Origin of the sequence: Microbulbifer echini (assembly GCF_041447225.1) — a bacterium.
In the GTDB taxonomy this organism is placed as follows: domain Bacteria; phylum Pseudomonadota; class Gammaproteobacteria; order Pseudomonadales; family Cellvibrionaceae; genus Microbulbifer; species Microbulbifer echini.
This window is the reverse complement of sequence record NZ_JBGMEL010000013.1, coordinates 1-14,070: the sequence shown is the minus strand read 5'-3', so window position 1 is coordinate 14,070 and position 14,070 is coordinate 1. Positions and strand designations below refer to the sequence as shown.

General features: G+C 44.7%; 11 protein-coding genes. 8 read left to right on the top strand and 3 right to left on the bottom strand.

Annotation, left to right across the window (positions count from 1 at the left end):
* Positions 1–467 precede the first annotated feature (467 nt).
* Positions 468–896, top strand: a complete 429-nt coding sequence (locus ACCI51_RS13515; protein ID WP_371844040.1) for a hypothetical protein — start codon at positions 468–470, stop codon at positions 894–896.
* A gap of 16 nt (positions 897–912) precedes the next feature.
* Positions 913–1,350: a hypothetical protein gene (locus ACCI51_RS13510; protein WP_371844038.1), complete on the top strand. Its 438-nt coding sequence runs from the start codon at positions 913–915 to the stop codon at positions 1,348–1,350.
* 116 nt (positions 1,351–1,466) lie between these two features.
* On the opposite strand, the gene tnpB is transcribed toward ACCI51_RS13510, so the two are convergent.
* From tnpB to ACCI51_RS13495, 3 genes are all read right to left on the bottom strand, one after another.
* Positions 1,467–1,658, bottom strand: coding sequence for an IS66 family insertion sequence element accessory protein TnpB (gene tnpB / locus ACCI51_RS13505; protein WP_371844180.1), 192 nt, complete (start codon positions 1,656–1,658; stop codon positions 1,467–1,469).
* A gap of 294 nt (positions 1,659–1,952) precedes the next feature.
* Positions 1,953–3,149: an MFS transporter gene (locus ACCI51_RS13500; protein ID WP_371844037.1), complete on the bottom strand. Its 1,197-nt coding sequence runs from the start codon at positions 3,147–3,149 to the stop codon at positions 1,953–1,955.
* Positions 3,146–6,502: a Gfo/Idh/MocA family oxidoreductase gene (locus ACCI51_RS13495; protein WP_371844035.1), complete on the bottom strand. Its 3,357-nt coding sequence runs from the start codon at positions 6,500–6,502 to the stop codon at positions 3,146–3,148. Before ACCI51_RS13495 ends, ACCI51_RS13500 begins: the two co-directional genes overlap by 4 nt.
* A 393-nt stretch (positions 6,503–6,895) precedes the next feature.
* Between ACCI51_RS13495 and ahpC the strand changes: the two genes are divergently transcribed.
* From ahpC to ACCI51_RS13465, 6 genes are all read left to right on the top strand, one after another.
* On the top strand, positions 6,896–7,462 hold the full coding sequence (ahpC, locus tag ACCI51_RS13490; RefSeq protein WP_371844034.1) for an alkyl hydroperoxide reductase subunit C: 567 nt from the start codon (positions 6,896–6,898) through the stop codon (positions 7,460–7,462).
* A gap of 76 nt (positions 7,463–7,538) precedes the next feature.
* Positions 7,539–9,089 (top strand): alkyl hydroperoxide reductase subunit F, encoded by a 1,551-nt coding sequence (gene ahpF, locus ACCI51_RS13485; RefSeq protein ID WP_371844033.1) that lies wholly within the window; start codon positions 7,539–7,541, stop codon positions 9,087–9,089.
* 714 nt (positions 9,090–9,803) lie between these two features.
* Positions 9,804–11,120 carry an acetyl-CoA hydrolase/transferase family protein gene (locus ACCI51_RS13480; protein WP_371844032.1) on the top strand — a complete coding sequence of 439 codons (1,317 nt, stop codon included), beginning with the start codon at positions 9,804–9,806 and terminating at the stop codon, positions 11,118–11,120.
* A gap of 8 nt (positions 11,121–11,128) precedes the next feature.
* Positions 11,129–11,971, top strand: coding sequence for an HpcH/HpaI aldolase/citrate lyase family protein (locus ACCI51_RS13475; RefSeq protein ID WP_371844030.1), 843 nt, complete (start codon positions 11,129–11,131; stop codon positions 11,969–11,971).
* Positions 11,972–12,074: 103 nt separating this feature from the next.
* The gene (locus ACCI51_RS13470; RefSeq protein ID WP_371844029.1) at positions 12,075–12,596 is read left to right on the top strand and encodes a MaoC/PaaZ C-terminal domain-containing protein; all 522 of its coding nucleotides are present in this window, start codon (positions 12,075–12,077) and stop codon (positions 12,594–12,596) included.
* A 486-nt stretch (positions 12,597–13,082) separates the two neighbouring features.
* Positions 13,083–13,592, top strand: a complete 510-nt coding sequence (locus ACCI51_RS13465; RefSeq protein ID WP_371844028.1) for an ester cyclase — start codon at positions 13,083–13,085, stop codon at positions 13,590–13,592.
* Positions 13,593–14,070 lie beyond the last annotated feature (478 nt).

Genomic DNA, 14,070 nt, shown 5'->3' with positions numbered 1-14,070 from the left:
CCAAAGTCAGCGCCGTATTATACGATTTAATCAAAACTACCCAAATCAATGGTCTTGCGCTGTAGGATTGCTTGCGCCAGATTTACATCGACTTACCGCATGCACAGGCCGTTGAAGAAATTGAAGCTTTATTACCTTGAGGTCTTCAGGTTAAACAGTTGGAGGCCATTCCTATGAGTCAAAAGGCAAGCTAAGCTGATCACCCGTCCATTTCAGGTAGCGCTGAAATAAGACTGATTGAAAAATTACACTCAGCGCAAAATATCTCTGTATCTAATCTATATAAGCTCTTCTCAATAGAGAAAGCTTATAACGGCACACCAAAATTGCTACTCGCCGGCGAATAAAAATTCGCATTGGATTTCCATAAGAGTACTGCTTTAGCCTTAAAACTTGGAGTATTATCCCACTTTGATACTCCTCCCCAAAAACAACCAGTACACTGGTGCTACTTTACGGAATTTTGCGTGATCTACTTAAAACCCATTTTCTTACTGGCAATATTCGCATTAACTGCCTGTTCATCCAATCAGAGTCAATATATAGTACCCGGTGTATCCCTGAACAAGACCGACAAGTACTACGTTATTAGAGATAATGGTGACGAGCGCAACTTAGACAACCTCATTGTCGAAGCGCTTAGCGATAGGGGCTATACAGTATCCAGCGGACCTAAAATAGACATACCAGAAAATATTAATTATCTTATCTATTATGGATCCCAATGGCAGTGGGATATGACGTGGTACTTATTAGACTTTGACCTTAGGGTGCATACTTACACAGACAATCTCTTTGTTGCCTCCTCAAACTCCTGGCAAACCTCTTTAGCCAGAAAGCCTCATAAAGAGGTGATTTCCACTGCAGTGGATCAATTATTCATCACAAACCATTAATTAGATAGAGTCCATAATGAAAAAAATCATAGCAGGTATGTCACTGGCTGTTATCACATTGACAGGTTGTGTTTCTGCTCCAGCCATTCGTGTCGCTGATGCCGAAGGTGTTGAGGCTGTATCAGGCATTAGCATGGGTTGTAACAATCCCTTTAAGCTAACTCGTGACTGCTCAGGATTCTCCGGCCCCACTAAAGCAATAAACCTGAATGGGCATGAAGTCAAGGTGGCCGGTAACGAGGAGCAAACAATCACTGTTATTTTTGGTGGGAAATTAGTAAATGGGGTTACTCAAGCGACCAACCTCGGTTATGAGCTATTAAAGCGTGAATTATCAAGCCGGGATATTAGAATTATAAAGGTCACTCCAATTGAATCCTCAGGACTTATGTTTGGTTATGCCGTGGAAACCGAGGTTCCACACTATCAAATCTGGGATGATTTCAAGCTCTAAAGACGAGCAAGAAAAAATAGTGGCGGCAATCATGGCCGCCATTTTACAACGACTTCAGATTATATTATCGAGTTAAACCGCTTAGTGGAGCTTTTGGCTCCAGATATTGAGGCCGCTCAGCACAGGGGATTCACAGCCATTGTCCGCAGTGTGGCCAAATTCGTCAGTCCGCAGTCAGCGGAAACGCCATTTCTCAAGGCGCTTATACCAGACTGCAAGCCGTTGCATTCCCAGTAGAGCCATTTGATTTTATCACGGCCGCGACTGCAGAACACGAAGAGCACTTCTAACGCAGGAGAGAACGCGATTTTCTACTCGAGCAATGCTGCTAGGCCATCGATAGATTGACGCTTATCGACGAGCTCACTCTATACATACACTTAGCCTGAACATTTTCGCCACAGATGACAAGCTCTTAGACAAATTCAGGGCGCCACTACAAACCGGGCCTTAGTATGAGACTGAGCAAGATTTAAGCTGGCCATATTTCAATCTCGAAAATCAATTTAGAGTATCTCAACAGCAACCAAGGTTTGAACTGGGCCTAAATTCTACCTGATGTACTCCAGCAGCCGCCCTTAAAAAATCAATCGGATTTTAATTCAATGTGCCTTTCGCCACTTTTCTATCAACGCCATCAATAAACAGAGCACCACCCCACAGACAAGAAAGATCGGAACTACATAGATTGCTGTTTGAATTCCGTAATGTTCATCCAGCCACCCCACCATAGCGTGCGCCAATATTAGAAATACACCGCCCATCCCCAGAGAGAATGAAACGGTAAAAGGGGGGTTCTTAGAGGTGGTCGTCAACCATTCCATCGTATAAGGGAATAAATAAGATAGTGTCAAACCACAAAGCGGCAACCATAAGGGGCTAACCCAATAACCAAGGAGAAATACGACCGTTGTAGAGGCAAAGGAGACTATTAACCAAATAAAAGCACTCCCCTTCAGAAGTATAAAAGTAAAAATGATTCTCCCAACACACAACAAACCAAAAAAGATCGAAAGCAAAATATCGGCTTCTACGGCCCAAGTCCCTCCCCTCGCCTCAAGAAACAGCACCAACCTACTGGCAAGAATATGCTCTGCCCCGTTATACGCAGAAACGATCAGCCCGCCTCCAATGGCAATCCACCATTCTTTTGGTGCTTTATCTCGTTGACTTGACTCCAAATAGGCGCCAGGATTGCTCTCTCCGCCACCGACCCGCGGCACTCCCCTTTTCTTAAATAAGCCAGCCAAGATAAAAAGCAAGATCGCTGTCGCAAGACCGCCAAATAAATAGAAGCCGCCTTCCCAACCAAAGTGAAATTTATACAGTAGACCAGGCAACAAAGGAGACAGAATAGAGGCCACTCCATAGGTGCTGTGTAACCCACAATATCCCTGGCGGGTAAGATCGTGTGGCACAAAAAGAGGAATTGCCACATTAATGAGTACCATACTGCCTCCAGCACCCAAGCCAAAGAGGAAGCTCCCCAGCATAAGTTCAGGAAAGGAGTGTGCCCCCCCAGACATACCGGACAACACAGAACCGACCCCCATAAAGGTCACGAATAACGCCAACCCAGAGATCACCCTAACTCTTTTCACCCACAGAGCCCCTGAAAGGGTCATCAGTAATGCAGAAAAAGTGGAAAGAAAGAAAAATGCCGATCCTTTCGACGGGGATACAGAAAAAAAATCCAAAATTCGCGGGTATATTGGTGCTTTATAAACCTCGACAAGTCCCAGTAGGAATAAAGCCCCATAGCACGCCAACAACCCAAACCAATAAATATTGTGTTTCACGCAGCTCTACTTTTGATATATCGATCACATTCCATGATCATTCTGATCGCCTGTACCGAGTCATCCAAAGGGAGGTCTGGACACTCAATCAAGCTTTCCTCTATACACCGCTGAACAGCCCGAGCCTCGTAATAAAGGCCTTCTGAATTTGGATAATTAAAATTCCCTCTTATTCTTGGCAGGGGGAATTCATATAAATTCGTAGTATTCTCGGTCCTTCGGTCAGTGAAGTTCTTGGTAACCGAAACTTTTGTTGGGCAGTGTGCTGGGGAATACACTTTAACTCTTCCTTCAGTACCGTAGATTTCCAGCTCCTCTGCACCCTCAACTAAATGACTCCAGGAGACTACGGCCGTTGGCCCTGTGTTGAAGTGTGCATAAATTAACCCAGCCGCATCCTCCCTATATCCATAGTTATCAAGCTCGCCTGAGAACTCAAGATCTAGTGTATCCCTACCCAAAACCATCAGTGCAGCATGGACCGGATAAACCCCTGCATCCATACCGGCCCCCACTTTCCATTTAGCAGAATGCAATCCCTCATCTTTTTTTAAGTCAAAACTTAAATCCGCACGCAGTTGGCATATCCGGCCAATGCCCCCATGATCGATAATGCTTCTACAGTACTCGATTGCCGGGAAAAACCGCATCCACATGCCTTCCATACAGAAAAGTTGTCTTTGAGTGGCAAGCTGTTGGATTTTTAGAGCATCCTCAACCGTGAGTGCCAGGGGCTTTTCAACCAGCACATGCTTACCCGCTTTTAAAGCCAGCTCAGCATGCTGCCGATGAAGCTCTGGGATGGTCGCAATATATACGATATCAACATTGGGATCAGAGACCAGCTCAGAGTAACTTCCATAGGCCCTATTTGCTCCGTGCCGGCTTGCAAATGTCCTTGCTCGTTCCAACTCCCTTGAAGCTACAGCTTGTACTTCGGCTGTCTCCAGGTAATTGATGACTCTCGCGAAATCATTGGCGATTCTGCCACAACCTATAAAACCCCAGCGTAATTTTTTACCCGGATACGCTTTCGGGCTGGGTGCGTGGGTGACGCTCACGGTCTCAGTGGGTGTATCCTGAATTTCTATTGTCTCTGGATCCAATACCAATTCATTGTGATCAGCAAGCCTCTCTTGAAGATTATTCCAGGCGTTTTCCAGGTGCTGTTTTTCTATTTTATTGACCCAAATACAATTGCCCAGAGGTGAGGGCAACGGCGCTCGCAAGGTACCCGAGCGGTGGATAGAAATTTGCTCTAATGCGGTTTTGTACACATCCAAACTCAAGCCCTTTACATTAGCTGCAAGCCCCAACTTTACATAGATACCAAAAATTAATTCTATGTCCTCCCGGGATATCAGTGCCATCTGCTCAGCCACCAGGGAAGTGAACAGGCAATCGATACCCACAGCTTCACCATGCATCAGCCTGAAGGACTCATCGCGTTCTAACCAGCGGGATAAGGTGTGCCCAAAATCCATCGGCCGGGACAGGTTTTCTTCCTTCAAGTCCCCGGCAATGCTGTCAAGCATTGCGTCAATACAATCTATAAGCAGACTATAGGACGCCTGTCCGGGTTGACCGTTAGCATCCAGAAAATTATTTTTTAGAAGTGATTCGCCCTGTTCTGACAGCAAATTAAGCACTTCTTTGTTAAATACCACACCCACTTTGATCATCTCACCAATCGCGCTCTTCAGCACTCGCTGTGGATTTGTCTTTAGAAAAGTTGGATCAATAATGGTATGCAGAGGGCAATGGAAGGCACCGATCCCATTTTTAACATTATGATTTACGCTGACTTTGATGCCGATTGACGAGTCAATCATTCCCATCAGTGTAGTGGGGATACGTATCCAAGGGGTATTACGTCGCCAAACTGCACTTACAAAACCAACGGTATCAGTGACCGCCCCGCCTCCCAGAGCTACAATAGGTTCTCGATATCGAAGTGGGTTTATTTCCCATATCTCATCAATCATCTTATAAAAATTATCAATATTTTTTGATTGCTCTCCCCCTTTCATTATTAGCGGAATGAAATTGACTCCAACAGACTCTCCCCAAGCCAAAATACCTCTAGAGTACAAATCCCAAACACGATCATCCACACAACAGATAATTCTATTTTTGGGTGGGCGCAATATATTGATAAGGAACCGATTACCGGGGGAAAATATATTTTTGTGGTACCAAACTCTCTGCGTAGTGGGGGTTTGGCATACTGTATCGGATACTTCAGTGATAGAGTGATGGTAGTCATCCTCCTGAACCTGAGCTAAGATGCTAGGCTCAATGGCAGAGGCTAGCTTGAGAACACCGCAGGCATGATACAGTCTCGGGAGACTTAAATATTTTTCTTTATCATCATCCAGAATAGATTCAACAAATAGTTTCTTAAGGGTTCGGTAATCCTGTTCAAATAAGTAGTAATACCACATCCCACCCTTTTCTTTCCTGGTCAATGCTAGCGCACGATCCAGCATTTCTAGCGGAGCCTGCCTAATCAACAGAGGGTTCCCTGAAAATCCTTTTTTCATCGTTATACAATTTTCTACACCCTCGCAACGTGTCGCAAAAAAAGAAAAACTCACTCCCAAATTGGTTTTTAGAGTAAAGGAAAGCTTCTTAAAATCTTCAATATCACCAAAGCTCTTCCGCTCAGTCTCACCTCTATTAACCACCACATCCACGATATTGTGGGGAGCAAGGTTCCACTTGCCCACACAAAGCTCTAGCTCATGACAACACTGGTTGAGTAGCATTCCTTCTCTGTTTTGCCTAAAGACACTCTCCAAGCTGCTCTCGGGATGTGGGTTATGGTGAATAAAACCAACTGTCCTGGAGTGTAAGCTCCAATTTTGATCAATTTTTTCAGTCTCTTTTACATACCTAGCAATATGCTTTTGATAACCGATGACAACGTTTACACTGTCTGCATCGGCAAGTCTCTGCATAGTCTGAAGTTTTTCCAGGGAATCCGCCCCAGGCTTTTCCAGGTATATATTTCTATATCCCTTAGCCACTACGGATTCAAATACTCTCACATTGGATGATGTTCGAATGGAGATTACTACCAAGTTTTTCAAAGAGGGATCCGCTCTTGGCAATTGATCCAATGTAGAATAAATCTCGAAATTCCCAAACTGTGCCCTAAGCCTTGCCATTTCCTTATGGAAGGCCAGCCCCCTCTCAGAGTCCACCACATCACTTGAGAGCCAGTACTCTTCAACCACGACATCGACAACCACATTAGGCATCGCCATAAGCTGGTACAGATGTAACCAGCCCATTGACTCTCCCGGTATACCCACGCCAACAACAACAGCGTGGACCACTCTTTGATTCATTTGGGCACCTCAAAAATGTGCTGAGCGAACCCCGCGCATACATTTATAGGCCGCTCTTTTAGTTCATTGCTAATGTCATCCAATAAAGTCCCCAAGCCTTTTCCCAATACAAACTCTTTAGCCACTCCGGGAGCCATCGGCACGGAAACCCCCACCCAGCCCCATAGAGCGTGAAACAGAGTCTCTAAGCCAGCCCTTCACCGATTCCAGACCCCGCTAATCTTCCCCAGCCCATAAAACCCAAACCACAAATCTATCAAGAAGATGCGCTGCATTAGTAAAACCTATCAGACGCATTAAGATTAGTTATTTTTATCAGAATTACTAGATCGATAGTATATATCCCGTACCCAGTCAACGACCGACAAGACAGAGATGATTAAGGAGCTATCCATGTCACGTTACATCGAATCCCAATTGAAACCCTTTAGCGCCAAGGCCTACCAGAGCGGCGACTTCTTTGAAATCAGCGATACCGATGTAAAAGGCAAGTGGGCCGTGTTCTTCTTCTACCCCGCCGACTTCACCTTTGTGTGTCCAACCGAGCTGGGTGATCTGGCAGACAACTATGAAGAGTTCAAAAAGCTGGGGGTTGAGATCTACTCAGTCTCCACGGATACCCACTTCACCCATAAAGCTTGGCACGACGCTTCCGACACTATCGGCAAGATCCAATACCCGATGATCGGCGACCCCACTGGCAATATCACCCGCAACTTCGGAGTGATGATCGAAGAAGAGGGCATCGCAGATCGCGGCACCTTTGTGATGGACCCCGAGGGCCGTATTCAGATCGTCGAGATCACCGCCGGCGGTATCGGCCGCGATGCCAGCGAGCTATTGCGTAAGATCAAAGCCGCCCAGTACATCGCCGCACACCCCGGTGAAGTCTGCCCGGCCAAGTGGAAAGAGGGCGAGGAAACCCTGGCACCCTCCCTCGATCTGGTCGGAAAAATTTAAACCCAAATACTCTGACTCGGCCCATCAAAAGGTAGGCCGGGTCAAGGCCTGAAATTGTTAGAGAAAGGACACACCGATGTTGGACGCAAACCTGAAAAAACAACTGGACACCTACCTGCAGAATATCGTCAAACCGATCGAGATTCGTGTGTCCACCGATAGCAGTGCGAAATCTAAAGAATTGGAAAGCTTGGTCGATGAAGTCTCCAGCCTATCCAACAAAATTACCGCACAGCAGGGCCTGGCTAAACGCACCCCAAGCATGGCCATCGCCCCTGCCGGTGCAGAGCCCCGCGTAAGTTTTGCAGGCATTCCTCTGGGCCATGAATTCACTTCACTGGTACTGGCATTACTCCAGGCTGGCGGCCACCCCTCCAAGGCAGACCCGCAACTACTGGAGCAGGTGCGTAACCTTAAAGGCGAGTTTCACTTTGAAACTTACATTTCACTCTCCTGCCAGAACTGCCCCGATGTCGTTCAGGCACTGAACCTAATGGCCACCCTCAATCCAAACATCAGCCACGAGATGATCGATGGCAGCCTATTCCAGGAAGAGGTAGAGCGGCGCAATGTGATGGCCGTGCCTGCGGTTTACCTCAACGGCGAACACTTTGGTCAAGGCAGAATGACTCTGGAAGAGATCGTCGGCAAACTGGATACCGGAGCCGCCGAACGCAAAGCGGAGGAGCTGAAGGAAAAAGCCCCCTACGATGTTTTAGTGATAGGTGGTGGACCCGCCGGTGCTGCAGCGGCCATCTACGCCGCACGCAAAGGAATCCGCACGGGCTTGATAGCAGAACGCTTTGGTGGTCAGGTAATGGACACCGTAGGTATTGAGAATTTTATCTCTGTACCCTACACAGAGGGTCCGAAACTAGCCGCCAGCCTGGAGCAACACGTTAAAGAATACGGTGTGGATATTATTACCGAGCAACGCGCGGTCAACGTGCAGCGCAACGAAATGGTAGATATCCAATTACAAAGCGGTGCCACTTTATCCAGCCGCTCAGTAGTACTGGCTACTGGGGCTCGCTGGAGAGAGCTTGGCGTACCCGGCGAAGCGGAATACCGTACCAAAGGCGTAGCTTATTGCCCCCATTGCGACGGCCCCTTCTTTAAGGGCAAGCGCGTTGCCGTGATCGGCGGTGGAAACTCTGGTATCGAAGCGGCAATTGACCTGGCCGGTATTGTCGAACATGTCACCGTACTGGAGTTTGCCGATACTCTACGCGCCGATGACGTATTGGTGCGCAAGGCAAAACTGATGGGCAACATCGACATTATCGTCAACGCACAAACCACTGAGGTGCTCGGTGACGGCAACAAGGTCAATGGTCTTGCCTACACCGACCGCGAGACGGGTGAAGACAAGAAACTCGACCTGGCAGGTATCTTCGTACAAATCGGCTTGGTACCGAATACCGAGTTTCTCAAGGAAACTCATTTAGAGATGAACCGCATGGGTGAAATCGTGATCGACGCACGCGGTGCGACTTCTCTCCCCGGTGTTTACGCCGCAGGCGATGCCACCACTGTGCCCTACAAACAGATTGTGATCTCTATGGGAGCGGGGGCAACGGCTGCACTGGGAGCCTTTGACTACCTGATACGCTCTTCGGTAGAGTAATTTCCGAAAATCATAAAGGCCGACCTTTGGTCGGCCTTTATTAATACTAATGGGATTTTTTGGTCAAAATAAGAAAGTATCAACTCGCTGTCGCTAGTCGACTCGCCAATAGCCAATAGCCAATAGCCAATAGCCAATAGCCAATAGCCAATAGCCAATAGCCAATAGCCAAGTCTTTAGTAAAGGTAATTTAATCAACCCGACTAATTAACCCCTCCATTACCTCTATTTCTTTCCTTCGTCGTCGTTAAAATATCATCACCTTTCCCCACCTGGGTATTGGCGACATACCCTCTGCAAAAAATCGTTATTTTCACTCCTACCTAATGGCCCTCAGCGTTGAATTCAGTGAACAGATTCCCAGCCTTTCTTTATGGCGTGCAGATACAAAACAGACGCTCAATAGGACGGGGTTTTTAACTGGTTTAACTGAGTAAGTCTATACTGTCGAAAGTCAAACCACCTGAAGCTGACTTATATCTGCGATTCAGGTACGCCCTGCACAACTTGAACACGACGCACGAACGAAAATTTATTGTCCTGGTAAAAATCCGGCTTCATCCTGATTGTGAGAAGCATGCCAATAAGCCCAAGGTATCAGTAATGCCTTAAGCTGAACTAATTCGAAACTTCAAGTGCATTGAAACCCAGATAATTGGCTTCAGCCACTCAATCCAAATACCGCTAAACACAATGCACAGTAATAGCTAATTTATGATGAATTACGACAGTTTATACCAGCAAAAACTTACAACGCCTGACAACGCAGTCGCAACTATCCCTAGCACCAGCACCATATCTATGGGCATGCGTGTCGCAACCCCACCCGCCCTGCTTACCGCCTTAGAAAAACGAGTTCGAGCAGAGGATATTAGAAAGCTAAAAGTGTATTACATGCGCTGCGGCAATATAGCCACACAAACAATTTTTCAAGAAGACCTACTGGATCGTGTAAGACCATTCTCATCCATGTTAACCAAAGATGAGGTGAAGCTGGCAAAAAAAGGCTTCGCAAAAGGCAAAAAATATATCAACTACGTACCAATTTCATTTAGTCGATATCCTGAAATCATAAAAAAACAAGTAACACTTGACGCCTTCCTGGTGACTGTCGCACCTATGGATAAATACGGTTATTTAAATTTCGGAACAAGTGGTGATTATGCGATTGAACTATCTCGACATGCTGACCGACTAATAGTCGAAGTCAATAAATATATGCCGCGAACATCCGGGGGAACACTGCTGCATATCAGTGAGGTCGATTCTATTGTAGAGAACCATACGGCACTCATCGAGGAGCCTCAAAGAGAAACCTCTGAATTAGACCGAAAAATCAGTGATTACATTATCCCCTTAGTATCCGATGGATCAACGATACAAATGGGGATCGGCGGTGTCCCCAATGCCGTCTGCGAACAGCTAGCAAACAAAAAAAATCTGGGCATTCATACCGAAGTTATTACATCGGGCATGGTAGACTTGATTAAATCTGGAGCAGTAAACAATTCAAAAAAAACGCTCAACCCCCATGTTAATGTTTTTACATTTGCTATAGGCGACAGAGCACTTTATGACTATATTGATGAAAATCCATCGATGTTTTGCCTCCCAGTTTCCTACGTGAATGAGCCCCAAACGATTGCCCAAATTGACAATATGATATCGGTAAATTCCTTTATTGAAATTGACTTTAATGGTCAAGTAAATGCAGAGTTTATTGACCACCAATTTTCTGGAGTGGGCGGGCAGCTGGATTTTATTAGAGGTGTCTATTATTCCAAGAATGGAAAAACTATATTGGCAAGCAGCTCTACTGCACAAAATGGGAAAATTTCCCGGATTGTGCCTCGTCTAAAAACCATCACAACGGATTCCCGGCTAGATGTTGATTACATTGTAACCGAGTATGGTTGCTGTCAGCTTATGGGCAAATCCACCACAGAGCGCACCCATGCATTAATTGATATTGCACACCCAAATTTCAGAGAAGATTTATTGAAACAGGCAAAAGCGCACCATTTTATATAAATAACGATATGATCAATTTACAGTTAAATCCTGCATTACTGTTTACACCGGGAAACAAGCCAACTACCTTTTCCAAGGCGGAAGAAACGGGCGCCAATGGTATCATTGTTGATCTCGAGGACAGCGTATCTACAAAAGACAAACAGATAAGCAGAGATAACGCCGTCCGTTACCTGTCAAAATCAAGTGATATCGTCAATATCTTACGTATAAATCACTTAACTACTAACGATGGGCTTAAGGATATCCTTGCCGTCACTGAAAAAAAACTTTATCTCGATGCTGTACTTTATCCTAAAACAGAATCGCCTAATGATATATATCAGCTATCTCAGCTTCTCTCCCAAACATATGATGAGATAGCTCTAATTGCCTTAATTGAAACCGCCCAGGGGACTGTAAATCTACACAACATCGTTCGAGATAGTCCTGCACAATTACAAGCCCTAATGTTTGGTGCTGCCGACTATGCCAGTGCACTGAATTGCGACGGATCCATTCAGGCACTATTGTTAGCACGTATGAAAATCGTTGAATCTTCTGCAATGAAAAATCTCACCTGCTACGACTCACCCTACTTCGACTTTAATGACAATCACGGTCTAATGAACGAACTAAAAACGGTTAAATCACTTGGCTTCAATGGGAAAGCAGCCATTCATCCCAAGCAAATAAACCAGATAAAATCTGCCTTCAAACCAACCCTAGAACAATATGTGCAAGCTAAAGAAATTGTAGAAACCTATAACAAGGCATCCGGAGAAGCCTGTCAGTATAAAGGTAAAATGATAGACAAACCTGTTTACCAAAAATCAATGCAGGTAATTTCAAACTTTGAAAACCTCAGGTAAAACCCTATTAACTTTACAGTTACCTTTACCCCCCCAAACGGTCTAGGGAAATTAAGACAAAGTAAGTAGGCCCGAATTTTTTCCAAACCCCATAAAGGTCACAATGATGGAATTTAATCCCTATAGGAAAATCAACGAAAACCGTTACCGTGAAGACTTTGGCTTTTATTTTGAAGATTTTGAAGAAGGTGTCATTATTGAGCATAGGCCAGGGAGAACTATTACTCGTACAGATAATACTTGGATGACCTTACTAACAATGAATACCGCGCAATTACATTTTGATGCCCACTATGCTCAAAATACTGAGTGGAAACTGCCTTTAGTTGATAGTACGCTCACACTCGCCATTGTTACTGGGATGACCGTCAACACAATTAGCAAGAAGGTTGTAGCCAATCTAGAGTGGGATAAGGTAAAACTGCTAAAACCTATCTTTGAAGGTGACACTATATATGCAGAAAGTGAGATTATCTCTAAACGTGAATCGAAATCACGACCGACTCAAGGAATCATTACTGTAGAAACACGAGGCCTTAAGCAAAACGGTGATCTATTTATATCTTTTTCAAGGACGGTACTGATCTATAAAAGAGGATATGCACCAGACTACAATATCACTTAATCCCTTTGAATATACCTTAACACCCACAACACTGAAGAATTAATCAAGATCTAAGATGGTAAATTCGCCTTGCCTGAATCATTTAAGACAGCCCCCCTAAAACTAACTGGTATCTGGCGACAGGTATAAGTATGCCTCTGCTTTTTCATCCTGTTTATATGGAATTCAAACGCGACTACTGACATCGGCCATATTCAGAAATGCGATATCAACAACAATAATTTATGAAAATTTGAGTTATTGACCTACGCTCAGTCACTGTAAATACATAGTATCTAGCAACCACCCACCTGGATTATCACCTTCAGATTGTGCTCTTTAACCTAAATTAACAGTAGCCCCAGCTCATCTGTCTCGACCCAGAGGGTAATACAAGTCTAGATATAACTTAAAACTCCTCAATCGTCATACAACTCATATGGCGCAACTTACCTAAATATGCATACTTAATATGAAATCACTTATTTAAATATAGGACGGATTTCAATGACTAAGTTCCTTTTGCCTATAAGCCTGGTAGCATGCCTTTTACTGAGCGGCGTAACTACTGGTGTCAGTGCCCAAACAAATAATTTGCAAGACAACAAGAAAATTGCGATGCAAGCCATTGAAATCTGGAAGAATGGTTCAAAAATTGATCCAAAAACCCTATTTTCATCCAATTATGTAAACAATCTTGACTCTTCGATTAGTAGCGGAGTTGGACCCCAAAAACGCAATCTTAAAGAGTTTGTAACCGAAGTTGTGAAATTTCGTGCCGCATTTAAAGACTTAACTCTGCTTAATACCATACAGGTAGCCGAGGGAGATCTGGTTTCCACTCATGTAACAATCAGAACCAAGCATGTCGGTTCATTTATGGGCGAATCTCCAACAAATAAAACGATCACCTATGACGCAGTGGAGTTCGTCAAGATAGAGGATGGGAAAATAGTTGAGACTTGGGTCACATGGGACAAATATGGATTTCTGAAGCAAATTGGCATCCTGAAATGATCTCATACCGCCTGCTGAAATTGTAGAGCCTCTATACGATGCCTTGGTGACTTCATACCAAGGCATCGAAATATATAAAAATTCTCTGTAGAACCAGCCATCCACGTAGGCTGACCTAGGCGCTCATCACACACACTTTCATTAGGTGATATCATTCCTTCACCTTCTACCTTTGATTCAATACCCCCTCTTCACTCACCTATTGAATTATTAATGAGCCCTTTCGTGAAACTGTCCACAAACATAATCAAACTTAAATCGACACAGTAAATTGCGTTTGCAATCAATCGACATTGCGGCTTTTAATTTTATTGGGGAAGGCAACAAAACTGGAGGAAACAGTAGAAAAACAAAATGGCTTATCAAAGTTTTATTTACAAGACCAACAAAGATTAAGAGCATCCTAGATTGCCAACATAAGTGACACACGTTTACCCACCAAAAATTCCAGTGGGCTCAAGTAATTTAACACCTTCCT

Coding starts and splice junctions, on each gene's coding strand:
- ACCI51_RS13510 (WP_371844038.1), top strand. CDS start 913: ATGAAAAAAATCATAGCAGGTATGTCACTGGCTGTTATCACATTGACA.
- ACCI51_RS13495 (WP_371844035.1), bottom strand. CDS start 6,502: ATGAATCAAAGAGTGGTCCACGCTGTTGTTGTTGGCGTGGGTATACCG.
- ahpC (WP_371844034.1), top strand. CDS start 6,896: ATGTCACGTTACATCGAATCCCAATTGAAACCCTTTAGCGCCAAGGCC.
- ahpF (WP_371844033.1), top strand. CDS start 7,539: ATGTTGGACGCAAACCTGAAAAAACAACTGGACACCTACCTGCAGAAT.
- ACCI51_RS13480 (WP_371844032.1), top strand. CDS start 9,804: ATGATGAATTACGACAGTTTATACCAGCAAAAACTTACAACGCCTGAC.
- ACCI51_RS13475 (WP_371844030.1), top strand. CDS start 11,129: ATGATCAATTTACAGTTAAATCCTGCATTACTGTTTACACCGGGAAAC.
- ACCI51_RS13470 (WP_371844029.1), top strand. CDS start 12,075: ATGATGGAATTTAATCCCTATAGGAAAATCAACGAAAACCGTTACCGT.
- ACCI51_RS13465 (WP_371844028.1), top strand. CDS start 13,083: ATGACTAAGTTCCTTTTGCCTATAAGCCTGGTAGCATGCCTTTTACTG.